The organism is Alkalihalobacillus sp. NPDC127517 (assembly GCF_050276055.1).
Lineage (GTDB): Bacteria > Bacillota > Bacilli > Bacillales > Bacillaceae_D > Alkalicoccobacillus.
The window spans coordinates 1-24,530 of record NZ_JBNNQX010000018.1 but is presented as its reverse complement, the minus strand read 5'-3'; the positions used below and the strand labels follow the sequence as shown (position 1 = coordinate 24,530).

Sequence of the window (24,530 nt, the reverse complement as noted above, 5' to 3'; positions counted from 1 at the left end):
ATGGACATGGCACAGTTACCAATCGCTTTGCAGTTATTTACACTGAGAAATGAAACAAAAGAGGATTTTCTAGGAACACTAAAAAAAGTAAAGGAGCTCGGATATGATGGCGTGGAATTTGCCGGATTTGGTGGTTATGAAGCCTCTGAATTGCGAGCTTTTTTAGAAGAGCTTGATCTAAAGCCTTTTTCAAGCCACGTTGGTATCGAGCTTCTTGAAGATAATGCGGATGAGATCATCGCCTATCACAAAGAGCTGGGTGTAGAAACGATGGTCATTCCATATCTTGTCCCAGAACGTAGAACGAGTAAGGATGACTACGTTAAGCTTGCTGAACAGTTGAATCACTATGGGAAGAAGGTCAAGGAAGCGGGCATGACTCTTTGTTATCATAATCATGATTTTGAATATGAAAAGTATGATGGAGAATGCGCGCTGGATTTAATCTTCTCTCAAACAGACGCTGAGCTAGTGCAAGTAGAGTTAGATACGTACTGGGCAGAGTACGCTGGTATTTCAGCCGTAGAGTATGCATCAAAATACAAAGGAAGATTACCACTTGCTCATATTAAAGATATGGCGGATACGTCAGACCGGACGTTTGCTGAAGTGGGCGAGGGAACACTTGATATTAAAGGAATTGTTGCAGCAGTCGAAGAGGCAGGTGCTAAACGACTCATTGTCGAACAAGATGTTTGCCAAAGACCTCCACTCGAGAGCGTAGAGATCAGTATTCGTAATTTGAAAGAGATTCTTGGTTAAAGCCGGGACAACAAGATAAATGAATGAAGAAAAGGCAGATGGTTCAATACGAATCATTTGCCTTTTTTCACTAAAGTACCGCTCGTAATCTAAGCATATCTCGATGAAGGAAAATAAGTACTGAACAAGTTGCGATCATGCCTCCAATAGCAATGGTGCGATGTGTGTCTAAAGCATCACCTAATATACCAGCAATAAAAGCAGCTAACGGAAGAAGAGCCATCGTAATAAATCGGCTACTCGCTTGAACCCTACCAAGCATATGGGATGGTGTTAATTTTTGCCGAATCGTTTTTACCACAGGATTAAACGATGCAGCACAAAAGGTTCCAAGGGCATTTGCAATCAGTAACGAGACAAGTGACTCAGCAAAGCCCAGCCAGATTAGAGAAGCTCCTCCACCGAAGTACCCTAAAAAAAGAATCGTCCGCTGACTAGCTATCCTTCTAATGCTAATAGATAAAAATGAACCTGCAATGGCAGCAGCCCCTCCAAATGAGAGAATCCATCCGATTTGAAGTGGAGTCAAACCAACTGTTGATTGAAGATGAAAGACTAATAGCGTGAGCGAAAATGTCACACCAAAGCCAATGAGGGCGCTCCCGATGTTTGTTAATAATAGAAGCTTCTCGGTATAAATAAAGTGAAAGCCTTCTTTTACGTCTTGAAAGAACCCACGAGTTGAAGATTGTTTTGTAGGTGGTGGAACGTTGATGAAGAATAATGTCAGGAAGGCAAGAAAGAATCCAATGCTGTTTGCCATTAATCCGATACCAGGATGAACAAAAGCAATAAGTAGTCCCCCAAGAGTGGGTCCAATTAAAATCGTTGTATGGTAGAGGCTCGACTCCACTGTGTTTGCTAGCGGGAGGTCTTCCTTCTTCACAATAGAGGGAATCACAGCAAATTGTGCCGTATTATAAATCTGCGTGCATAAGCCGATGACAATCGAAGCAACGATTAACGTGATGAAATGAAGCATGTCCATTACATAAAGCACACTCAATAGTAAAAGGATCAAGGCTCTCGTTAAGTCACTTAAAAGTAATAAGGTTCGTCTGTGATACCGATCAATAAAAGGTCCGATCACAGGCATAAACCAAACCGTGGCTTGTCCGACGGCAGCAACTGTCCCCATAGCAACGGCTGACCCAGTAAGTGATAAAACAACAAGTGGGAGAGCAATTATGTATATTTGTGCACCGGCAAAAGAGGCGAGGTTGCCCCCCATCAGCCAGTAAAACGAGCGATTTTTATGCAACGATTGTATAACCTCACTCACTCTCATTCCACCCTTCATTTAAATAATCAGTGAGACCTCGATCGATATCTGCGAGCTTTGTTTTGTTTAAGCTGTATTTATTTTTAGTGGTTAACACAAGTCTTGCTGATCGTAATTGAGTAAGATGATGATGAAGTGTCGATTTTGGCATATCCAAAAGTACGGCTAATTCCTGTAAGCTCTTATCTCCAGAATACAAGAGTTTCACCATTTTTAAGCGGGCTTCATCTCCTAACGCTTTATACGTTAAGGCAAGCTTTTTATCTGGAACAAGTGGATCGAAAGGATTAATGCTTGCATTAGCAATTGGATAGTAAAACACCTTAATGCCCTTAAGGTCAGCAACAATCGTCCAAGGTCTATATGAAAAATGTGGAATGAGAACGACCTTTGTCACGTAAGGCTCGGGAGAATACTCCATTCCATCTGTTACATATTGAACGAAATCATTCAAAGAAGAATAGGAATTCTGCTTAGCTTTTTTTGATTTAATATCTCGATTCAGCATGTCCTGTAATGAATGCTGCTTGGTACGTATGATTTCCTCAAACCATCCTTCCATCACGGCAACAAGGTGTTTCTTTAATGAATTTATTTCAGTTGTACAAAGGTAGACGATATAGTCTGGCAGAAATACGATGTGTGTATTGGCTTCTGCAACGGTTTGAATTGCAGTTGAATCACCGCTTACAGCCTTTCTAACAGTCTCTTCTAGTTCTTGATTTAAGTAAGGGAGACAACATTTTCGAAGCTCACTTTCTTCAAGAGAAAGGACAAAGGATTGAAATGCTTCTAATGAATGGTCATCTAGATAGTGCAGCAATTGTAATAATGCTTTCCACGTATTATGAGTTTGTACCGTATGTAATTCTGCCTTAAGTTCTTTAGAGATTACGGCCTTATGAACGGGGTCGAAAAAATCTTGTTCAGTCAGGGAATGGTTGATCTTGTTGTGTGTAATAGCAGCGATCCCAAGAGCAGCTTCCCACAAAAGAGAGTGCTTAAATTCAACTGAATAACTTTCTCTAACTGGGTTTGAGTAATCAAGAATATTCATTCATACATCTCCTTTTTCTTCCATGATACATTCAGTATAAACGAGAGAATTTATTTATTCAATATTTTTAGAATTTAACATTCTATAATATCGGAATTTGTAAATTCTAGATTTTTCTTGCGCATGACGTAACGTCAAGGGCTATACTCTAGTTAGATGAGAGGAGCTTACGATGGATACATGTTATACAATAGGAGAGTTTGCTAAGTTAACAGGAACGACTGTAAGAACGTTACGGTTTTACCATAAGAAAAAGCTCTTAGTTCCTTCTTCATATAATGAGCAAGGGCACCGTTTGTATGGGAAGGAAGATTTATTTATTTTTCAAAAGATCATTACATTTAAGTATTTAAATTACACGCTCGATCAAATTGCCGATTTTATACATGATGAAGATTTGAATTTAACTGAAACCATTTCGTTTCAAAAACGTCTACTTGTAGAGAAGCAAAAAAGTTTACAAAAGGTTATTGAATCGTTAGAGACAGTTGAAGAGGTTGTGAATAGTGAAGTTGAGGTTGATGCAGACGTCATTCTTTCATTTATACACACGTTTCAACAAGGAGAAGAGCGAAAGCAATGGTTATCAACGTTCTTATCACAAGATCTTGTAGATGTACTCTTTTCACTTGAAACACAAAAACAGTATTGGTTGCTATTGAGTGGGTTGGTTAACATAGTGAAAACGGATAGCCCAACAAGCGTTCAAGCTCAAAGCAAGGTACTCGAGCTCTCTTCATCCATTTCCTCTTTATTTACTAAGGAGATGCTGAATGAGCTTGAAACGAATGCTGAAAAAATAAAAGATGCCCCACCTTTTCTTATGGATCAGGTAAGTAAAGAGATCGAACACTATTTAATGGATATGCAAAAGGAGATGCAAAAAAATGAAGCAAACAGAGCAAGCGACAAGCCAGCGACCTAAATGGAAAGAGTTTTGGCAGCTACTAATGAATTATCGCCCTTCCTACTGGCTGATGGGGGGTGCCATCGTTCTTGGATTAGGAGAAACGATTCTTTCCTTACTTGTTCCACTATTAACGATGCAGCTTGTGGATATCTTATCTGTTACCACGATATCTATGGGACTTGTAGCAGGGCTTGTAGCCGTATTTTTGGCTCAGGCAGTCATGTCGGGTTTTTCCATTTATATGATGACGCGTGTGGGCCAACATATGATTGCGAAGCTGCGCGAGGATTTGTGGAAGCATGTAGTGAAGCTGCCCATTCCGTTTTTTGATAAACGTAATTCCGGAGAAACAATGAGTCGGATTACAAATGATACAAACGTAGTGAAAGAATTTGTAGTGATGCAAATCATTCCGTTTTTCTCAGGACTCATCTCCATTATTGGTTCTGTGATTCTTCTATTAATTATCGATTGGAAGATCACATTAATGATGTTAGTAATCATTCCGATTGCATTTGCTATCCTCATGCCACTAGGTCGTAAAATGTATCGCGTATCTAAGGCAACGCAAGACGAAACAGCTGAATTTCAAGGAGATCTCGGACGAGTACTATCTGACATCCGTTTAGTGAAGTCATCACTTGCTGAACCAAAAGAAGAGGAAAAAGGAATCTCAAGAATTACAAAGCTGTTTACGTATGGGCTAAGAGAAGCGAAGATCAATGCGATTGTGTCTCCACTTATGATGACAGTAAACCTAGTGATGCTTGTTTTCTTAATTGGATATGGTGGCTTCCGAGTGTCTGAAGGAACATTAAGTGCCGGATCACTTGTTGCCATCATTCTCTATATGTTCCAAATCATCGTTCCATTTAGTCAGATGGCTACCTTCTTTACACAATCGCAAAAAGCGATGGGGGCGACAGAGCGTATTCGGGATATCATGAATGAGGCAGTGGAATCAGATCACACTCAAAAAAGCTCTGAGCCAATCAAAGTACGAGAAGGTCTAAACTTTGAAGAGGTATCATTCGGTTATACGGAGGATAAACAGATACTTGATCAGTTATCCTTCACGGTTGAAAAAGGAAAGGTTACAGCATTTGTTGGCCCAAGTGGTGCAGGTAAAACCACTGTATTCTCATTGATTGAACGCTTTTATCAATCTCAACTTGGTACAATCACGTATGAAGGTAACAAGCTTCAGGATTTCGGGTTAAGAGAGTGGCGTAGCAAGATTGCGTACGTTTCACAGGAAAGTCCAATGATGGCGGGAACCATTCGTGATAATCTATCGTACGGTCTTGATGGAGTGACCGATGATGAGATTGATGTAGCGATTAAGCAAGCAAATTTGGGTGAATTCATTGAGGGATTACCCGATGGATATGATACGCAGGTTGGGGAGAGAGGAATTATGGTATCTGGCGGTCAGCGCCAACGCCTTGCCATTGCACGTGCGATCATTCGTGATCCGGAACTCCTACTTCTTGATGAGGCAACCGCTCACCTAGATAGTACTTCAGAAAGCCTGGTCCAAGAAGCACTTCAAGGACTCATGAAAGGAAGAACTACATTAGTCATTGCCCACAGGTTATCCACCGTTAGACATGCGGACCGGTTAATTGTACTTGAAAAAGGACGGGCCACCGGAATTGGTACACATGATGAGTTGATTCAAACGCATGATGTGTACAGAGAAATGGTTGAACAGCAATTTGAATCAGTTGCAGTCGGAGAGTAATAACAGAAGAAGCGAGCACCTATTTGTTAGGGATGCTCGCTTTTTCTATTTATGAATGTAAGTCATAGGCGGAAAGTGTATAGGTTTCTTTAAATTGTGCTTGTTTATATAGATGAATGGCTGCGACTGAATCCACAGAAACACAAAGAGTAATAGTGTGTATAGAAGGAAAGGAAAAGATCCATGCAATGACTGCATGTAGTAACTGTGTACCAACTCCTTTTCCTTGACTAGTGGCATCAACCGCAAAGAAATGGATATCTGACTCACCAAATTGCGGACTAACCTCAGCATAAATATAGCCAATGACTCTCTCGTTTTGCTTATAGAGCAATAAGCGATGCGTTGGATCAATGGATTCAATCATCTCGTCGGCTGTTAAGTAAGCTTCTGGAAAGTGAGTTTGATGGAGAGCTGTAAAGGCATCTTTATGATTATGTCCGAACGGCCCAATTTCAGAGGGGATCTTCTGTGGATCGTAAAATGAACGATCTAATGTAAGGATAAGGTGATTTCCCTGAAAAGTAACACCAACCTTTTCAGCAAAATGGACAGCGTCTTTATTCGAACCATTTATAAAAAACGAGAACCCTTCGATTGACATAGGGACGTGGTCGATTAAGCCTTTCCAGAGTTGAAACGCCTGTTCCTCATTCCAATGATCTTTAAAGAATGGTCCCCAAACCTCCGCAGAGCGCTCGTCTTTATCAAGATCAAAACCAAGAAAACCAATCAATTCATCCTCTAAGAAAATTCCCAGAGTGGAGTCCTCAAACGTTAGATCTGAGAATTCGTTTTCAAGAGATTGTTGGATTTCTTTTGCTTCTGTTCCAATGTAGCCAATATGCTTTGATGAGTGCTGTTGACACTGCGAAAGAAACACTGAAAGACTCTTACTATTTTTAATAGAATCTAGTCGAATCACCCATATCCTCTCCTTTACTCTCTTTATCTTATCATATAAAAGAAAGCGGTTTAACTAAAATATGACAAGGGTAGACAGAGCAGGAGGGACTAGTAAACGATTCAAATAAATAGAAAATACCTGCCCCAACTACATACAGCATACGAATCTCTCAAACCCAAATTGAGAAGGAGTTTTTTTATGCAAAAAAAGTTAGCTACACCGATCTGTCTTGTTGCCCTATTCACGCTTGCACTTCCGTATCAAGCCCTTGCGAATGAGGATGAAAGTGCTACTTCCATTCTTAAGAAATCGAACGAAGCCATGCTAGAGCTTGAGAGCTACTCAAGTGAAACGCACATTGAAATGACGATGATGGGCATGGGGGAAGAAGTCACCATTAAAATGAGTTCAAAAGAAGATGTGATCTTGGAACCATTTGCGATGCACCAAGTTGTTACGACTTCAATGGCAGGTGAAGAAGAAACATTAGAGACATATTGGACAGATGAAGGTTTTTATCAAGAAACGGCTGATGGAGAATGGGTTAAACTCCCTATGGAATTATCAGACGGTTTAGATGAGTTAATGGATTGGGCCATGGCAAGTGATCAAATTGAGCAAGCGGAACTATTTGGAGAAGACATGAGTGTAGAGGATAGTGGAGATTCGTACATATTGACTTATGAGGGTGACGGACAAGATTTAGAAGAAGCGATGAAGGAATGGATGGACATGTCTATGGGGCAGGATGAAGACATGATGATGGATGAATTGATGGCGGACATCACGTATAACGACGTAAAATATGAAATGACGATTGCTAAGGATACACACTATATGACAAATCTAGTGATGCACCTTGATATGGATATGGAGCTTGAAGGCGAGACAACCAACATGACTCAAAAGATTGAGATGGATGTCCATAACTTTAACGGTGTAGATTCAATTGAAGTACCAGCCGACGTACGCGACAACGCACAACCGCTTGATGAAATCGAAGGTGGCGCACTACCAGATACAGCTACAAACAATTCTATGTTTGTTTTAGCAGGTGGGTTTATAACGGCACTCGGTTTTAGTTTGTTGCTTTTTGCTCGTAGAAGAAACGTTCACGCTTCGGCGTAACAGATGAAAAGGACTAGCTCCCAGCTAGTCCTTTTTTCTATCTATTTTAGCACAATGAATCCTTTGGTTTCGGGTTGGATAATCCAAATATTGGACGAATATATAATGCGAGGCCTGTACCAAGAATAGCCATTACGGCCCAGATCCAGCCATGCAGGCTAAATGACGCAATTCCGCCAAAATAAGCACCAATGTTACAGCCATAAGCGAGTCGTGCCCCGTAGCCCATAAGTAGTCCACCGATTACAGATGCACCTACAACTCCAGGCTTTACGCGTTTGGGGCGAAATGTTCCCTGTAGGGCCGCCGAAACAAATGCACCAAGCATAATACCAAAGTTTAAGACACTTGTTGAATCCGCTAAGACTGTACTTGATAATGCCTCTGCGTTTGCACCAGTGAAATAATCCCATGAAGCGACGTCTATACCTACAAAATCTAACACTTTTCCTCCCCAAAGTGCGAATGCAGAAGTAATACCCCAAGGGGTCCCACGTACAGCTAGCACAAGTGCGTTTAATACAGCAAGGACGATCGCTGCAGAAAATAAAGGCCATGCGCCGCGGAGAATCTTCTTAAAGCCTGTAGTGGTTGTCAGGGGCTTCATCTTAGGAGGATTCTTCCACTTAGCAAACAGCACCGTTCCAAAATAAATGAGTGCAAAGAGGGCCATCTGAAGAGCCCAGCCACCAAAGTAACCAAAACCTGTTGTCTCTGCAAGCGAGATCGGTTCAAGCTGAGGAGTCGTTTGCCAATAAGCCATGTGATAGGCACCAATTACAGAACCCACAATAAAGAATAATAGCGTGACGATCATCGAGGAAGAGCCTCCCCCAACGGAATAAAGCGTTCCAGAGGCACAGCCACTGCCCAGCTGCATCCCAATTCCAAACATAAATGCTCCAACTAATAAACTGATACCAACTGGCGATACATAGCCTGTTGGTTCTACGCCTGTAAAGCTAAAACCGGATGAAAAGATAAGAGCAAACAGAGTTGTTGCCACGGCAAGCATTAACATATGAGCTTGAAGACCCTGCACGTTCCCAACAGAAACTAATCGACGAAAGGCAGAAGTAAACCCGAAGCGTGCATACAATAAGGCCATCCCTAAAGCAAGACCAATGAGAAATAAGAAACCTTGCACCCAATCAACAACAAGCACCGTTGTTGTAAACAAAGCAATGATTCCAAGTACCCCGAGAATAACATACGGTGTTTGAATCGATTGAAGAGGGCCCTTAACGGTTGTAGATCGCTGATCCCAATTGCTTGGAATATCTGATGATGAGGACTGAGCCATATACTAAAAAACCTCCGTTCAAAATAATGGATAAGTATTTATAAGACGATATGTTGTATACCCAAAAGAATTGTATTTAAAACCAATAAGTATAATCGGATATTAATACATGTAGAAACAGATTACAAGAGTTGTGCCCTTAATAGTTTATTGGAATGACCTTTTCAGTTGGAGAGGCTGAGATAAAAATGGAAAATCAATGAGTTAAGAGGAGGGAGAACCTGAGACTTCTGCGGAATAGTACGTGATGAAGACATTTGAGCGGTGGTTTTCCGCTACAGGAGCTGAGGCCGTACCCGCGGAAAGCGGGTGTTCTCCTGTAACGGATGTACCGCTATGTTCGTGTTTTATTATCTAGTTTACTAAAGTGTTTCGAGCTCGTTTATTTACAGATCTCTCATTACTTAATAATCTGCGTCTCACCAATCACAGGGAGAGGTTTTGTTTGTCCATTGGCTACATTCACGACTCCGAGAATAAATAGAACAAGCATAAGGATTCCGAAGAGCGGAGTTAAGAGGCTGCTAAGCAGGCCAGGCAGGATGGTAAGAAGGAGCACACCTGCTGCCCAAACAATCGTTACAAGTACACCTTGATTGGTATGGAACCTGGCAAATGGGGACTCTTTTGCAACAAACATTGGAATTAAAAATAAAATCGGCAAGTAGGCAACAATGGAAACCAGCTTATTGTCTTGAATGTCTTTGTTCATCTCTTTCATCATCAATTCCTCCTTTGAAGTTGTATCAATCTAGTATGTATATACCCTAAAAGAGATGAAAAAGTTTCAGAATTAGGAAAGAATAAGAAGAAAGTAGAGCGATTATTCTTTATTTACCAATTACTAGTTAATAGGACTTACAAAAAAAAGAAACCTTACATGCCAGAAGCATGAGAGGTTTCCTTCTTTTCTGCAGCTTTTTCATCCCGTGCTTGCTGCTTTAATCTTGCTAATTCAATAATTCCATAGGAGATTCTCATGATGAGATACGCTGGAACACTTACTCCAAAAAAGATCACAGTCGCTGGGAATGACAACATCGCGTAGAAAGTAGTCCCCAGAGCAATAATCATTACAATAGATAGCAATGGGTTCACAGCCATTAAGAAAAAGGCCGTTTTGAACACTTGGCAGATGTTTAGTTCGTAATGCACGTAAACAGGAAAGACGAACAACGTTCCAAGTGCAACAAGTAACGTTACGAACAGAACAGGGTAATAGAAGTATGCGACAACTCCTTCACCTGAGAAGGTCAACAGGAACTGAAGATCTACATATAAGATAAATCCAATAACAACTAAAACCAAACCAATGAGGTTAGCCCTTAAGAAGTCTTGTTTAAGATAGGAAAAGAACGTTTTAAAAACAGGAAGATCTGATTCACCCATGATCCATTTTCTGAGTACGGCAAACATCGCAAAGGTCGCTGGGAAGATCGTAAACAAAACTAAGCCTGCTAAAGTGAAACCAAGCCAAAGCAAATTGAGGTAAGCCATTCGAGTGATCCATTCAGCAATCTTTTGTAAACCGCCCATTGGTCCACGCATATCCATTTATCAAACCCCCTATTAATTTCAGGTGCATTTTAAAAATCTGAGTCATGTAAGTTAATGAGACTTTTACTATGATGTTATGTCCACTATACCATGTTTATCCCTTTAAGTGAACGCTTACATTATGTCGTTGCTTATCGTTCATCATTTTGATGAAATGAGAGAAACGAAAAACTGGGGAATCTCATATACTTGAGATTCCCCAGCTTAGTTTCATGTTAAGGCATTATATCTGCTACAATTTCCTTCGTTTCGAGTGTGCCAAGATCGTAGACCATTTGGTACACCTGTCTTAGATCATTTTGAGTTTGATCTTTCTCTTGATCCGCTGCTTTTTCATCAAACGGATTTTTAAACACTTGATTTTGATCAAAGTCCTCAGATTTCACTCGTTCTAGTAACTCTGCAAGCTGTTCCTTTTCTTTATCTGTCGCATAAATTTGATATTGGATCGTGTTATCCGGCATCTTCTCTTTATTTATGGACATGATCGCCATATCTACTGTGACGTAGTAAGACTCACGTTTAAAGGTGGACATAGGCACGCTTCCTTTCTGAAATGTGTGTTGTTCATGCTATACCCACATTTCAGACATTTACACGTTTATTGATCGCTAGGAAAGACGAGGCCAATTTGTCTACGTGCTTCATCGATTACTTGAAGTGTAATCGCCGAATTCTTATGACTGTTTTCAATGGATTCCATTGTTTGACTGGAAACAAGATTAGCAAATTCAACAGCTTCATAATACATAGGGTTTTCATGCTGTTCCTCTGAAATGACCGTTTCTGTTTTTTCAATTCTGTTATGATGGACAACGGAATGGAAGTCACTCCAATGTTTAATAACGATACTTCCATTTTCACCTTGAATTTCAGATGGAACAACAGATTGAGTGATTTTCGAATGATTAATGATAATTTGAGACTCATCATATTTTAATAAAAGGCTTCCAGCCCCATCAACACCAGATTCAAGCATATGACCTTGAGCCCTTACTTCGTTCGGGCGGCCAAACATCGCAATGATTGGATAGATGCCGTACACACCAATATCCATGAGTGAGCCATTTGAGTACTCTGGCTTAAATGCATTTTGAACGTCTCCATCTTTATAGGCATCATAACGTGAAGAGTACTGACAGAAATTCGCGAATCCTGATCGAATCGTACCAAGCGCATCTAATTGCTTTTTGGCCGTTAGAAAGTTTGGCAGCTGTGTTGTTTTCATCGCTTCCATCAATACCACTTCGTTTTCACGCGCAGCCTCAGTCATTTTGGCCCATTCCTCATAATTCGAAGCTGCCGGCTTTTCAACCAGCACATGTTTTCCATGTGAAAGCATGAGAACCGCTTGATCAGCATGAAAAGAAGTGGGGCTTGCCACGTACACAGCATTAATGTGCGTACTTGCTGCCAAGTCCCCAAGAGAAGTATATGTATATGGTGCACCGTGTTTCTGGGCAAATTCTGTTGCTCGTTCTTCGGTTCGTGAATAAACAGCTATAACCTCATACTCGTCCAGGTCCGATATCGCATCAAGTAGTCGTTCTGTAATGAAGTTCGTTCCGATTACACCAAGTTTAATCGTCATCTGCGTTTCCTCCTACTATATGAAATGCCATCATCGTACCACTCTTTAACATTCTTCGCATCAGATAACCATTTTTAATGGGCTCCGGCTTTCCTTCCTAATGAAAATAGAATATAGTAGGACTTGATTACTAGATAAATTCAATATATTATCTTTAAAAAGAACGACTTAAAAGGGGGTTAGTCTCATGGTTCTGCAACTTTCTAAACAAAACAACACATTAAATATAAAGAACTTTCAAGACTTTGAGGAAGTGGCGACTCAGGTATTGCTTTTATTAAGTCATCAAATACACATTAATACGCTGTTTATAGCTAAAAACGATCTGAAAACAAACCGCATCATGCATGCGATTAATAAAGATAAAGTTCTCTTACGTGTAGGAGAGGAATTAGATTATAACCAAACTCTTTGCAAGCTCAGTGTGGATTATGGGGAGAGGGTTTTAGTCATTCCAAGCTTAAGTGATCATGAAGAGGCTTGTCTCTTAGATCCAGTGAAACAATTAGGTACGGGAAGTTTCATTGGAATTCCAATCTATGATGGATGTGGGGAAGTGTATGGCACCATCTGTGGCTTGGATAATCAAAGGGTGGGGCTTTCGGAAAACGATATAGAGCTGTTCCGAACGATGGCATCATTGTTAACGTATGTTCTCGATCTAGAGTATGCTCATCAGCAGCTTTCTGACTTATCAGCTCCACTTGTACCTGTAGCTAAAGGGATTGGCGTATTACCTGTTATCGGAAACGTGACTACGGTGAGGATGGACTCTATTGTTGATAAGGTGATGACACTTAGCAATAAATTGGACCTACATTATTTACTTATTGATGTTTCTGGAATTGTCAGCTTAGATGAAAGTACGAGTGAACAACTTTTACGACTAGCTCATATGCTTAAGCTGATAGGAGTGAAAACGATTTTTACTGGGATTCGACCAGATCTCGCTATGAAGATCAATCGATTACAGACGAACTTTATGAAAGTACAAACGTTTGGAACGTTAGCTCAAGGTTTAGAGAATATAGGATTTATCCCGCCAGTTCTGTCGTAAACATAAAGATTTTGCTGAACCATCTGTCGAAAAAAACAGATGGTTTTTTTATTTTAACGTATTCTTATTTATTTTTACATATTCGTAACTTTTAAGCTGGTTATACCGTATACTTCTTAACAGTGTATTTACACAGGTGATTGGTTATCTACTTTTATTCTACGAAAAAAGTAGTTTAGTTTAAGCACTGAATTTGATATAATCATCTTTTGATGTACATGAAGTGGTTTGAACTCTTTTTTTGGTGGAATAGAGAATCAAGTATGTCTGAGGAAGTGCAAACGATTAACGCGCTAATTTCTTGAAATGAAAGAGAGGAGCACCAAGTATTATGGAAAAAGTAAAATCTGCGCTAAGCCGATTAAAGTTGTATTGGTTAGCTGTATTCATGTTAACAATTAAATCATATATTCTTTATAAAGTTGGGTTCAACATCTCAGCAGATAACATGCTTCAGGAGTTTATACTGATTATTAATCCTTTAAGCTCTGCTGTACTATTTTTTGCAATTGCTCTGATGTTTAAGCACCGACTTCGCAACATTATGATCGTTGCGTTCAGTATCATCGCTAGCTTAGTTTTATACTTTAACTTGTTATACTACCGATTTTTCACAGATTTCCTAACGTTACCGGTCTTGTTTCAGACAAGTAATCTAAATGACCTTGGAACGAGTATTGCTGGATTAATGCACCTAGGTGATTTATTAATCGTCGCAGATATTCTTATCCTGACGTTGCTTATTGTGACAAAAAGAGTACCAGCTGTTCGTCGCTTGAAGCGTGAACCGGTTATTTTAATGTCTTTGGCTGTCGTGCTTTTTCTAGCCAATTTATCGATTGCACAAGCGGAACGCCCACAGCTGTTGTCTAGATCGTTTGACCGAGAGCTACTTGTTAAAAATATTGGACTATTAAACTATCATGTCTATGATGGATATATCCAATCACAATCTCGTGCTCAGCGAGTATTCGCTGACAGTTCGGATATTGTAGAAGTGAAGAATTATGCTCAAGCTAATCATAAAGAGCCGGATCCAGAACTCTTTGGAATTGCTGAAGGCAAAAACGTTGTCATGATTTCACTTGAGTCATTACAAACATTTGTGATTAATAACACAGTGAATGGAGAAGAAGTTACGCCATTCTTAAATGATTTAATTGAAGAAAGTTATTATTTTGAGAATTTCTATCATCAAACAGCACAAGGGAAAACATCCGATTCGGAGTTTATTGTAGAGAATTCTATGTTTGGCCGAGACAGTGGTTCTGTTTTCTTCACACACGGTGGCAATGAATATCATGCACTTCCAGAGATTTTAAGTGATAAAGGAATGTACAGTTCCGTTATGCATGCAAACAACAAAAGCTTCTGGAATCGCGACATTATGTATCAATCACTTGGGTATGATCAATTCTTTGATGTGAACAGTTATGATGTAAATGAAGAAAATTCAGTAGGATGGGGCCTGAAAGATGTTGATTTCTTTGAACAGTCCATTGATCTCCTTCAATCTCAGCCAAAGCCTTTCTATACGAAGTTCATTACGCTAACCAATCATTTTCCTTTTGAACTAGATGAAGAAGACAAAATGGTTGATGAGTATGATTCAAACAGTGGAACACTGAACCGCTTCTTTCCGACTGTTCGTTACATGGACCATGCGGTAGAGCGATTCTTTGAAGAAATGAAGGAAGCTGACCTTTATGATGATACAATCTTCATCTTATATGGTGACCATTATGGTATTTCTGAGAACCACAATAAAGCGATGAGTACGTATCTTGATAAGGAAGAAATCACTCCTTTTGATACGGTTCAGCTTCAACGCGTACCAATGATTGTTCATATTCCTGGACATGATAAGCACGAAACCATTGACACAGTTGGTGGTCAAATTGATGTGAAGCCTACACTGATGCATTTGTTAGGTCACAGTACAAGAAACGACATTCAATTCGGAACGGACCTTTTCTCACCTGAAAATGAATCAATGTCTGTACTACGTAATGGAAGTGTGATTACTGACGATATCGTCTACACAAGTAATACGTGCTATAACAAAGATGGAGAAGAGATTGAAGCTGAAGCATGCGAACCATATGTGGAAAAAGGGATACAAGACCTTGAACATTCCGATCGCATTATTTATGGAGATCTATTCCGATTCTTTGAATCACAAGAAGATGACGAAACAGAACCAGACGAAGAAGATGCAGCATAAAATAAACCACCACGATATGAGTATCGTGGTGGTTTTTTGTGTGATCTAATCGCTCTATCCGTTAATTACACTTCCGCCATTTACATGAATCATTTGTCCTGAAACATAAGATGAGTCACTTGAAGCAAGGTACACATAAGCTGGTGCGAGCTCTGCTGGTTGTCCAGCGCGCTTCATTGGAGATTGATCGCCGAACTGAGCTACATCCTCTCCTGGGAAGGAAGCAGGGATCAGTGGTGTCCAAATGGGTCCTGGAGCCACTCCGTTTACTCGAATGCCTTTTTCTACTAAGTTTGTGGCAAGAGAGCGTGTAAGCGCGACAATGGCTCCTTTTGTTGCTGCGTAATCCATGAGAACAGGATTCCCTTTATACGCGACAATGGATGCAGAATTAATAATTGTGCTGCCTTCTTTTAAATGTGGCATAGCGGCCTGGATAAAGTAAAAGTATGAGTAGATATTTGTCTGGAATGTGCGCTGAAGCTGAGAGGCAGAGATGTCCTCAATCTTTTCTTGATAATGTTGCTCGGCTGCGTTATTTACAAGAATATCGAGCTGTCCAAATTCATCTACCGTTTTCTTAACAGCATCATGGCAAAACGATTCTTCTCCTACATCTCCACTTACTAAGAGGCAAGAAACACCATATTCCTCCACTAATTGCTTTGTTTTATTCGCATCTTCATGTTCATTTAAATAGATGATACTGACGTTTGCGCCCTCTTTTGCAAAAAGGATAGCCACAGCTCTACCAATGCCACTATCACCGCCAGTAATTAATGCCGTCTTGTCTTTTAACTTGGAACTTCCCGTATACGACGGGTCATCGTAAAGTGGCTCAGGTTTCATTTCGCTTTCAAATCCTGGTTGAACAGACTGTGTTTGCGCAGGCTTGTTTTTCATTTGTTCCTGTTTTTGTTGAATATCTTTTTGACTGGACATGAAAACACTCCTTTAAACTAGTTGTTACTAGTCTTTACCTTTCCGCTCAAAAATATAAACTTCAGTAAACCAAATGAGCGTGGGACATAACATTAATTTGGATAGCAAAACACGAACATAGCACAATTTCCACTACAGGAGAATCCCTCGCTTTCCGCGGATACGGCCTCAGCCCCTTTTGCGGGTAGCACCGCTACAGTGTCTTCACCACGTATTTTACCGCAGGAGTCTCGGGTTCTCCTTCCGCTCGTTTTGTTAAAGATACGAATGGCGAATGATTCAATCGTAGAATCATTCGCCATCTTTTCATTGATTTCTAGTTTTGTCTAACCCTCACTGTATATCATTTTATTTATCAGTAGAGCTCTGAAAGAGTGACAATCGGTCCTTCTGGTAAAAGATTATCTGGCTCAGGTTCAAGTGTGATTGCAATCGCTTCAAATAAGTCTTCAATATTTGTGTCCGAATCAAGGTCATATACGATGGCACCTTCTCCTTGTTCATTAGTTGTGAAGGAGCCGGAGGGTAATGGTGTCTCATCTTGGAATAACCAAATTTGATAGACCTCTGAATCGACAGGCTCTGGCATTTGTTCTACCTGTACAATTAATTTGTAGCCATCTTCTTGTTGAACAATGGAGGCCTGGCCAACATGCTCATTTTCTTCACTCTCAGAAAGAAGAGAGGTTGATGTAATTACTTGATCAAATTGCGCCGTTCCGGAAGAAGGCGGTTGTTCTGCATCATTTATTTGGCTAGCTAAAAGGTCGCGCTCTAGTTCTGTATTAGCAAGTTCTGATTGCGAATCATTTAATTGATTTATCGTATAGATGTTTATTCCGATTGAAGCGATTAACCCGGCCGCAATTAGTTGAGCCCAAGGCTTCCATCCGTTTTTCTTCTTTATCGGTGTGTCAATTGGAGTTACAACTCGATTCTCTACTTTTTGTTCTTCTTTAGATGGATTCTCTTCTTCAAGGATGGAATCAAGTATACGTTGCTTCATGCCATTAGGTGGTGTGCTTTGTTTAGAATGAGTCGCCACTTCACTATTGAATTCATAGAGCTCCTGTAGCTGCTCCTGGCATTCTTCACATTCTAATACATGAAGTTCAAATTCCTCTTTCTCTTTCGGATTAAGGTGATCATTAAAATAATCAAGTAAGTTTATGCATTTGTTATCACTCATAGATATCGCCTCTTTCACCCTTTCTACTAAGAGTCTTCCGCAGTTGGTTCAGTGCTAAACGTAGCCTGCCTTTAACAGTACCAAGGGGGATTTTGCAAATTTTTGCTATATTCTTTTGTGGTTCTCCATCAAAGTAAAATAATTTAATCACATGTTGTTGTTCTTTTGGCAGATGAGCTAGTGCTTTTTGGATCGTTATACTTTCTTCTTTAAGAACAATGACCTGCTCCGGTATTTCTAGGTCAGGCTCTGCATCATGGTCCATGAACTCAACCTCTGTTACTTTTTTCTTTCGAATCTGATCAATGGCTGCGTTTCTTGCGATGGTCAAAAGCCAAGAGGAGAACTTCCCTTTATCTAGCTGATAGTTGGCTCTGCCTTGCCAAAGCTTCATAAAAAGATCCTGCATCACTTCTTCAGTTAATCCCTCGTCTTTTGTAAAACGGTAAATGAATGAAAATAGAATTCGTTCATACCGATCATACAGCTCCTCAAGAGCCTTCTTATCTTGCTGAACAATTTGTTGATATAATTGTTCGTCGGTAAGATGTGGCATGTATAACTCCTTTGTACGCTGCTCCCTCGTATTAGAAAGTCTTTTCATAGGTAACCTGCATCAAATACAACACCGTAATTGTTAGACTTCACTCATTAAGCATACGTAAAATGATCGGTCTTGGATCATTAAGCAAGATAAAAACGCTGTTAACTTTTCATTGTATCCGTTTACTGCCTATAAATCTATCATTTGAGGTTTGAAAATTCTTTTTGAAGGAATAGAAAACAAGCTACTTAAAAATAGGAGGAATGTTTAAATGACAAAAATACTGATACCTTATTACTCATCTTACGGTCATGTCTTTAAGCTTGCAAAGGCAGTGGAAGAGGGTGCAAGCAGAGTAGAGGGAGCAGAAGTTCGTTTAGTGAAGATTCCTGAATTTAAGGAAGTAAAAGAAGCGATGTCTGCTCAGGATGCTTATGTAGAGGCACAAAAAGCTCAAGATCGTATAGAGGAAGCAACACACGATGATCTTGTGTGGGCTGACGGAATTATTTGGGGCTTCCCGACTAGGTACGGGAATATGCCAGCACAGGCAAAACAATTCTTAGATTCTGCTGGAGGACTATGGGCAAATGGTTCGCTTGAAGGACGTGTTACATCCGTTTTTACAAGCACGGGCTCTATCCACGGAGGACAGGAAACAACCATCTTAACTTCCTTAATCCCATTATTACACTTTGGAATGATCTATGTAGGTCTACCTTATGGGGAGAATCAAGAACAGCTGACTACCGATGGAATCGGAGGCAGTCCATACGGAGTATCAACCGTAGCTGGTCCAGACGGAAGTAATGGACTAGATGAACGGGAATTAACGATGGCGAAGAGACTCGGAGAAAGAGTAGCGAACGTTGCAGCAAAACTTTCGAGCTAATAGAGAGAACCTAGGAATTCTTATATTCCTAGGTTCTTTTTTCTATTCTAGTTTATTTCCAAAAACGGTCGTATAATAAGAGAAAGAAAAACAAGGGAGGCTTCAATACATGAAAAAACGACTATCTAATAAAACCCTTTTTATCATTATAGCTTCAGTAGCGTTTGTCTATGGAATTTCATACTGGTTTGTGACAGGAAAAGCCACGATCTAATGACAGATTCCTTAGTTTCACCAGCTCATTTCCCGGGGAATTTGTCGGCTGGATAGAGAAATTGAGGCATCGGACAACTTGTGACAACAATTGTTGCAACACCGGTTGATATGACAGCAATGGTTGATAAGACGATCTCTTCAATAGTAACGATGTAAAGACCCGCCACAACGGCTAGCATATCAAAGAAGATGATAAGGAGACCTACATTGTAAGGAACCTTTGTCGCGATCATTTGAGCTAATAAATCAAAGCCACCTGTACTAATATCCATCCGGAACATGATTCCCGCCCCGATGCCGAGCAGAAGACCACCAGTAATAGCACTTGGTAGGGGACCTAGGATGGCAAGGTCAGGAGAATAAAGAGAGACCCAGTCAATTAAGAAAGAAGAGACAATCACACCTGCTAGGCTGTTGTAAAAGAATGGACGGAAGTAAAACCATGCAAAGATGTAGATGGGAATACTTACAACCAGGATGGTTAGTCCAACAGGTGTATTCCAAAGATAATGGGCAATTAAGCCAATTCCTATAATCCCACCATCTAATAGATGATACATCGTAAAAAAGAAATTAATCCCGATACTAATGAGTAAACACCCAATCAAAAGTGTCAGTACATAACGAATCATTTTCGCATCACACCCAACTTGAGATATCCGATTGACAAGCTCTTTCACTTATATGCGGATGGTCCAAGCAGTATGAGTCGGATCATAAAAAATGAAGCAGGGACATTACTAAAAACGAATGACAAAATGGCGAATGATTCTATGATCGAATCATTCGCCATTCGTGTCTTTAATATTTTTGTGAGACGAGCGGAAGGAGAACCCGACACTCCTACGGAACAGAACGCGGTGAAGACACTGTAGCGGCGCTTTCCCGCGAAAGGGGCTGAGGCCGTTCCCGTGGAAAGGGAGGGATTCTCCTGCAGCGGATATTGTGCTATGTTCGTGTTTCAATAACCAGATTAATGTGATGTTCAAGCCTCACTTTTTATGTTAAATTCGTTAAAAACGCCGTTGCAATGCCAAAATAAATCAGTAATGAAAAGATATCATTCAGAGTAGTGATTAATGGGCCTGAAGCCACGGCTGGGTCTACTCCAAATCGGTGAAGAATCAGAGGAATGATTGTCCCGGCAAGTGTTCCAATAATTAACGTACAGAAAAGGGAAACACCGACGACCATGCCTAAGGAAGGATCTCCAATCCATAAGAATGCAATGAGTGTAATCAAGGTTCCACACGTGACACCAATAATTAAACTTACGCGGAATTCTCTCAGAATAAGATTCGTCACAACTTTTTTATCGATGGTGTTTTGGGAAATTCCTCTTACAACCACAGCAAGTGATTGCGTGCCGGTATTTCCGGTCATTCCGGCAATCATCGGCATGAAGAACACAAGGGCTACAACCTGAGCAAGCGTGGCTTCAAAATAGTTCATAATGCTACCTGATACAAGTCCAATTAATAAGAGCAGAATCAGCCATGGAAGTCGTCTGATTGAGGCTGTCCATGCTTTAGTTGAGAAATCAATATTCCCTGATGCAGAAAGCTTTTCAATGTCTTCGTTTGCCTCGCGAATGACAACATCAAGTGCATCATCAACAGTAATAATACCAAGTAACGTGTCTTCATCGTCTACAACTGGAACCGCAATAAAGTCATAGCGTTCAATAATATTGGCAACCTGCTCCTGATCATCGGTCACCTTTACTGCAACTGTTCGAGTAAACATAATCTCTTCAATCACTTCATCTATATCTGCAATTAACAGATCTCGATAGGAGACAACACCTACTAATTTCTTTGCTTCATTAATGACATATAAGTAATAAATGTTTTCCGAAAAGCTTGCGTAGTCTTTAAGTTTGTCAACCGCTTGTCTAACGGTTTGATTTGCGTGAATCCATATGAATTCATTTGTCATTAATCCCCCAGCTGTTTCAGCTGGATAGCTCATTAGAGAGCGGATCTTAATGGAATCTTCTTTTTTCATGACATCAAGAAATTCTTGAATACGTTCCACAGAAAGCTCGTTTAATAAATCGGCTAATTCATCATTTTCCATTAAATCCATTACTTTAGATGATTCTTCAACACCAAGCTTTTGAAGAATTTCAACTTGGTACTCTGTCTCAAGCTCTTCAATTAAGTCGGCAATTTGATCTGGATTCAAAAAAGTTAAAAATTTATGATGATGTTTTGTCGGGAGGGAACGGTAGATTATCGCTACATCATAGGGGTGTAGTTCATCTAATAGTTCCTGTAACGAGTGTCGTTTAGCCTCTCGAATATACTTAATAACCAAAACGAGAAGTTGGTCTTCTGTCATGTTAGCGATCATTTCTATGCACCTCCATACTCATCCTAATTACTTTACAGAAAAAAACGCAGCAAGTAAACCGGATATTATCTCCTATCATCTTTCCCTTTTCATGAATAGATGTAACCTGAAACAGAATATTCTTATAAAATTAGTTGACAATGAGAATCGATTTCAATTAAGATAATAGTGAGAATTATTATCAAATGAAAGTGAGGGTGTGACATGACGTCTTTAATGATTGTAGGAGCTGATCATCTAGGTTCCATTCCAAAGAAGCTTGAAGACATGGGATTTGCGAACATTCTACATATAAGCGGAAGAAAGACAAAAATGGTGAAACGTGAAATCCCTGCAGACATTGATATGATTCTAGTATTAACAGACTTTATTAATCATAATCTAACGACGGTTTTAAAGAAAAAAGCCATGGAGCAGGATGTACCTGTATGCTATGCAAAACGTTCGTGGTGTTCTATCTATAAAGCGATAGGTGGGTGTGAAGCCGGCTGTCCAATGATTAAGAAATAATCGTAATTGAGAAACCTTCTTTATAATGATTATAAAAAGGGTTTCTTTTTAATTGAGAATTATGATACTATGGGAATAGTTAAAGAAACGAGGTGGAGACCCATGGAGAAGACACTGAACGTGCTTCATGATCTTTTTACCGCAATGAAAAAAGAGGTTAAAAGGTATATTCACATTCTTGAACCAAAGACCACTAACCCTAGTAACGACTATGAACGTATGCTTGTGCGTAAAGCACTAGGCATAGAATATGCTAGAAAAAACCGAATTAAACAGATGATACGAAAGCTAAATGAGTGGCTTGATGAGGAGACCAAAAGGGACCTTACGCAGCATGAGCTCATTGAGTTGTATGCAGATCTCCGGCTTGAAGTTTTTGCCCTTGAGGCATTTTGTCAACATGTGGATGATGCACGAGTATTGGATTATGAAACAGAAGAGAACGAATTAGATAAGATGCAAGAAGATGTACAAGGCCGGTTAGATAAGCTTCAAACGATTTTAGAGGACATCCAGAGCAAATGGGTGGAATCTTCAACAACTACAGAAGTACAATCGAATCTAGATAGACCGACTTTCTCAGTAGGAAGTTTGCTGTAAGAGGAGAAAAGGAGAGTGAAGTGTAATGAGTAAAGCGTCAAGATATCCAGATGCACCTTTAAACGAAAGTGAATTTAATCACCTAGATCAAGTGGTTGCAGATATGGCTAAAAGCCAGCTGGTTGGTCGTAAATTTATTAGCTTGCATGGTCCGCTTGGACGAGGCGTACAGACCATTCACACAGATGTATACCTAGATGATCATGAAGCGATTATGGATCACCAAGGCTTAAATGAGGAGATTGCTGAATCAACAAAGCGTGTGAGTCACACAATTCCTCTTATCTATAAGGATTTTGTCTTGTATTGGAGAGATGTTGAACAAGCAAAAACGTTAAACATTCCAATTGACTTCTCAGGTGCAGCCAACGCAGCCCGCCAAGTTGCTTACTTGGAAGACCAAATGATTTTCCATGGTTCAAAGGAATTTGATATCCCGGGTCTAATGAACGTGAAAGGTCGCTTATCACATGTTACCGAAAGCTGGTACGAATCTGGACATGCGTTCCAAGACATCGTTGAAGCTAGAAGTAAACTAATGGAGCTTGGACATCATGGACCATATGCACTTGTCCTATCACCAGAGCTTTATGCGATCCTGCACCGTGTTCATAAAGAAACGAATGTACTTGAGATTGAGCATGTACGTGAAATTGCAACAGATGGCGTATTTCAATCTCCTGTTTTAAAAGGAAAGACGGGTGTTCTTGTTAATACAGGCCCTCATAACTTCGATCTTGCTGTATCTGAGGATTTTGAAACAGCATATCTTGGCGAAGAAGGAATGAACCATCCGTTCCGTGTCTATGAGACATTGGCTCTTCGCATTAAGAGACCATCTGCGATTTGTACGTTAGAAAGCCAAGAAAAAGAATAACGAAACAAAAAGAAAAAGCATGCGGCTTAGGCCAGCATGCTTTTTTGATTAATGGAAATAATATTATGGTCCGGTTCAGCGTAGATGACGAAATCTGAGTAGCCATTCTCTTCAAGGTGCTTTGCACCAATATCACAAGCAAGTCCTTCAACCTCGCGTTTAAACGGAGACGTAAGACAACCTTCGTTTACTTCACACAGTCGTTCTAAGTATTGTAGCGTATCTGTTAGTAAGTATTTTTTAGCATGAGTATTTTCTAATTGGCAGATTAGCTTATGCTCAAGGTTCTTCATCATGGAAATTTCATCAATGTTCACGATAAGTCGCTCACCGTCATTTGTCATGAAACCAACGGATTGATACACACCACGCGTCTGTTCAATACTGGTAAATACCGGGTGTTGAAATTCTTCTCCAGAACGCAAACGAATCGAATTAGCCTCAATAGCACCACCGACTTTTCGCTTGTTTGTAAGTACTGTGTGAATATCCTTCAGAGCGTGAACGGTTACTTTTTTCACGAAAGCTCCTCCTTCGCCGTATCATTCTAGCGTAAGTATACTAGAGGATGATAATCATTGTCAATTGTATCTCAGTTTAAATTGGTAATTTTCTAATAATAGTATGGTGCGGTTATGAGGATAATATACGTGATAAGAAAGAGTGACATAGAAGAGTTGTAAGGATATAAAAACACGAACAGAGCAATACATCCGCTACAGGAGAAGCCCTCGCACCCACAAGAACGGCCTCAGCCTCTTCCGCGGGGAAAGCGCCGCCGCTACAGAGTCTTCACCGCGTTCTGTTCCGTAGGAGCATTCCTGTGGGTTTTCTTTTGACCTATTTACACAAAAAAAGTCCTCCGTTAAGATGCAAGTAATCA

The 24,530-nt window shown here is 40.1% G+C and carries 25 protein-coding genes; 11 read left to right on the top strand and 14 right to left on the bottom strand.

Translation table 11 applies throughout. The features are described from left to right. Positions 1 to 6: 6 nt before the first annotated feature. Positions 7 to 762, top strand: a complete 756-nt coding sequence (locus ACQKKO_RS19030) for a sugar phosphate isomerase/epimerase family protein (protein WP_498649994.1) — start codon at positions 7 to 9, stop codon at positions 760 to 762. Between the two features lie 70 nt (positions 763 to 832). Here ACQKKO_RS19030 and ACQKKO_RS19025 read toward each other — a convergent pair whose 3' ends face one another. Both ACQKKO_RS19025 and ACQKKO_RS19020 read right to left on the bottom strand, forming a co-directional pair. Continuing rightward, complete coding sequence (locus ACQKKO_RS19025) at positions 833 to 2,044, bottom strand: MFS transporter (protein WP_498649992.1); 1,212 nt, start codon at positions 2,042 to 2,044, stop codon at positions 833 to 835. After that, positions 2,037 to 3,101 (bottom strand): ArsR/SmtB family transcription factor, encoded by a 1,065-nt coding sequence (locus tag ACQKKO_RS19020; RefSeq protein ID WP_498649990.1) that lies wholly within the window; start codon positions 3,099 to 3,101, stop codon positions 2,037 to 2,039. The genes ACQKKO_RS19025 and ACQKKO_RS19020 overlap by 8 nt, the downstream gene beginning before the upstream one ends. Before the next feature lie 172 nt (positions 3,102 to 3,273). Here ACQKKO_RS19020 and ACQKKO_RS19015 point away from each other — a divergent pair, with 172 nt between their 5' ends. Further along, complete coding sequence (locus tag ACQKKO_RS19015) at positions 3,274 to 4,026, top strand: MerR family transcriptional regulator (RefSeq protein ID WP_498649988.1); 753 nt, start codon at positions 3,274 to 3,276, stop codon at positions 4,024 to 4,026. Next, complete coding sequence (locus tag ACQKKO_RS19010) at positions 3,989 to 5,755, top strand: ABC transporter ATP-binding protein (RefSeq protein ID WP_498649986.1); 1,767 nt, start codon at positions 3,989 to 3,991, stop codon at positions 5,753 to 5,755. Before ACQKKO_RS19015 ends, ACQKKO_RS19010 begins: the two co-directional genes overlap by 38 nt. Positions 5,756 to 5,804: 49 nt before the next feature. Here ACQKKO_RS19010 and ACQKKO_RS19005 read toward each other — a convergent pair whose 3' ends face one another. Then, entirely contained in the window at positions 5,805 to 6,680 is an 876-nt protein-coding gene (locus ACQKKO_RS19005) for a GNAT family N-acetyltransferase (RefSeq protein ID WP_498649984.1), read from the bottom strand. A 180-nt stretch (positions 6,681 to 6,860) separates the two neighbouring features. On the opposite strand from ACQKKO_RS19005, the gene ACQKKO_RS19000 reads away from it, so the two are divergent. Then, positions 6,861 to 7,790, top strand: a complete 930-nt coding sequence (locus ACQKKO_RS19000; protein ID WP_498649982.1) for a DUF6612 family protein — start codon at positions 6,861 to 6,863, stop codon at positions 7,788 to 7,790. Positions 7,791 to 7,836: 46 nt separating this feature from the next. Here ACQKKO_RS19000 and ACQKKO_RS18995 read toward each other — a convergent pair whose 3' ends face one another. From ACQKKO_RS18995 to ACQKKO_RS18975, 5 genes are all read right to left on the bottom strand, one after another. Next, a complete protein-coding gene (locus tag ACQKKO_RS18995) occupies positions 7,837 to 9,093 on the bottom strand; it encodes a YeeE/YedE family protein (RefSeq protein WP_498649980.1) in 1,257 nt (418 codons plus the stop codon). 400 nt (positions 9,094 to 9,493) lie between these two features. Next, complete coding sequence (locus ACQKKO_RS18990) at positions 9,494 to 9,814, bottom strand: magnetosome magnetite crystal formation protein family (protein WP_498649978.1); 321 nt, start codon at positions 9,812 to 9,814, stop codon at positions 9,494 to 9,496. Between the two features lie 155 nt (positions 9,815 to 9,969). Continuing rightward, entirely contained in the window at positions 9,970 to 10,647 is a 678-nt protein-coding gene (locus ACQKKO_RS18985) for a YesL family protein (protein ID WP_498649976.1), read from the bottom strand. A 218-nt stretch (positions 10,648 to 10,865) separates the two neighbouring features. Further along, complete coding sequence (locus ACQKKO_RS18980; protein WP_498649974.1) at positions 10,866 to 11,186, bottom strand: hypothetical protein; 321 nt, start codon at positions 11,184 to 11,186, stop codon at positions 10,866 to 10,868. Positions 11,187 to 11,251: 65 nt separating this feature from the next. Continuing rightward, a complete protein-coding gene (locus ACQKKO_RS18975; RefSeq protein WP_498649972.1) occupies positions 11,252 to 12,241 on the bottom strand; it encodes a Gfo/Idh/MocA family protein in 990 nt (329 codons plus the stop codon). Positions 12,242 to 12,428: 187 nt separating this feature from the next. Here ACQKKO_RS18975 and ACQKKO_RS18970 point away from each other — a divergent pair, with 187 nt between their 5' ends. After that, entirely contained in the window at positions 12,429 to 13,298 is an 870-nt protein-coding gene (locus tag ACQKKO_RS18970; RefSeq protein WP_498649970.1) for an STAS domain-containing protein, read from the top strand. A gap of 331 nt (positions 13,299 to 13,629) precedes the next feature. After that, positions 13,630 to 15,522 (top strand): LTA synthase family protein, encoded by a 1,893-nt coding sequence (locus ACQKKO_RS18965; protein ID WP_498649968.1) that lies wholly within the window; start codon positions 13,630 to 13,632, stop codon positions 15,520 to 15,522. A gap of 54 nt (positions 15,523 to 15,576) precedes the next feature. Here the strand turns inward: ACQKKO_RS18965 and ACQKKO_RS18960 are convergent, their stop codons facing one another. The 3 genes from ACQKKO_RS18960 to ACQKKO_RS18950 all read right to left on the bottom strand — a co-directional run bounded on the left by ACQKKO_RS18960 (position 15,577) and on the right by ACQKKO_RS18950 (position 18,209). Then, positions 15,577 to 16,464: an SDR family oxidoreductase gene (locus tag ACQKKO_RS18960; protein ID WP_498649966.1), complete on the bottom strand. Its 888-nt coding sequence runs from the start codon at positions 16,462 to 16,464 to the stop codon at positions 15,577 to 15,579. A gap of 355 nt (positions 16,465 to 16,819) precedes the next feature. Continuing rightward, complete coding sequence (locus tag ACQKKO_RS18955) at positions 16,820 to 17,653, bottom strand: anti-sigma factor (protein ID WP_498649964.1); 834 nt, start codon at positions 17,651 to 17,653, stop codon at positions 16,820 to 16,822. After that, positions 17,646 to 18,209, bottom strand: a complete 564-nt coding sequence (locus ACQKKO_RS18950) for an RNA polymerase sigma factor (protein WP_498649962.1) — start codon at positions 18,207 to 18,209, stop codon at positions 17,646 to 17,648. Before ACQKKO_RS18950 ends, ACQKKO_RS18955 begins: the two co-directional genes overlap by 8 nt. A 259-nt stretch (positions 18,210 to 18,468) precedes the next feature. Between ACQKKO_RS18950 and wrbA the strand changes: the two genes are divergently transcribed. Continuing rightward, the gene (gene wrbA / locus ACQKKO_RS18945; protein WP_498649960.1) at positions 18,469 to 19,089 is read left to right on the top strand and encodes an NAD(P)H:quinone oxidoreductase; all 621 of its coding nucleotides are present in this window, start codon (positions 18,469 to 18,471) and stop codon (positions 19,087 to 19,089) included. A 239-nt stretch (positions 19,090 to 19,328) separates the two neighbouring features. Here wrbA and ACQKKO_RS18940 read toward each other — a convergent pair whose 3' ends face one another. Next, entirely contained in the window at positions 19,329 to 19,937 is a 609-nt protein-coding gene (locus ACQKKO_RS18940; protein ID WP_498649958.1) for a YitT family protein, read from the bottom strand. Positions 19,938 to 20,009: 72 nt separating this feature from the next. Here ACQKKO_RS18940 and ACQKKO_RS18935 point away from each other — a divergent pair, with 72 nt between their 5' ends. After that, a complete protein-coding gene (locus tag ACQKKO_RS18935; protein WP_498649957.1) occupies positions 20,010 to 20,180 on the top strand; it encodes a hypothetical protein in 171 nt (56 codons plus the stop codon). A 124-nt stretch (positions 20,181 to 20,304) separates the two neighbouring features. Here ACQKKO_RS18935 and mgtE read toward each other — a convergent pair whose 3' ends face one another. After that, positions 20,305 to 21,660: a magnesium transporter gene (mgtE, locus tag ACQKKO_RS18930; protein WP_498649955.1), complete on the bottom strand. Its 1,356-nt coding sequence runs from the start codon at positions 21,658 to 21,660 to the stop codon at positions 20,305 to 20,307. Positions 21,661 to 21,864: 204 nt separating this feature from the next. On the opposite strand from mgtE, the gene ACQKKO_RS18925 reads away from it, so the two are divergent. The 3 genes from ACQKKO_RS18925 (at position 21,865) to ACQKKO_RS18915 (ending at position 23,647) form a co-directional block, all read left to right on the top strand. Next, complete coding sequence (locus ACQKKO_RS18925) at positions 21,865 to 22,170, top strand: DUF2325 domain-containing protein (RefSeq protein ID WP_498649953.1); 306 nt, start codon at positions 21,865 to 21,867, stop codon at positions 22,168 to 22,170. A 102-nt stretch (positions 22,171 to 22,272) separates the two neighbouring features. Further along, positions 22,273 to 22,770, top strand: coding sequence for a hypothetical protein (locus tag ACQKKO_RS18920; protein ID WP_498649951.1), 498 nt, complete (start codon positions 22,273 to 22,275; stop codon positions 22,768 to 22,770). Between the two features lie 25 nt (positions 22,771 to 22,795). Further along, on the top strand, positions 22,796 to 23,647 hold the full coding sequence (locus ACQKKO_RS18915; protein WP_498649949.1) for a family 1 encapsulin nanocompartment shell protein: 852 nt from the start codon (positions 22,796 to 22,798) through the stop codon (positions 23,645 to 23,647). A gap of 26 nt (positions 23,648 to 23,673) precedes the next feature. Here the strand turns inward: ACQKKO_RS18915 and ACQKKO_RS18910 are convergent, their stop codons facing one another. Continuing rightward, positions 23,674 to 24,168 carry a hypothetical protein gene (locus ACQKKO_RS18910; RefSeq protein WP_498649947.1) on the bottom strand — a complete coding sequence of 165 codons (495 nt, stop codon included), beginning with the start codon at positions 24,166 to 24,168 and terminating at the stop codon, positions 23,674 to 23,676. Positions 24,169 to 24,530 lie beyond the last annotated feature (362 nt).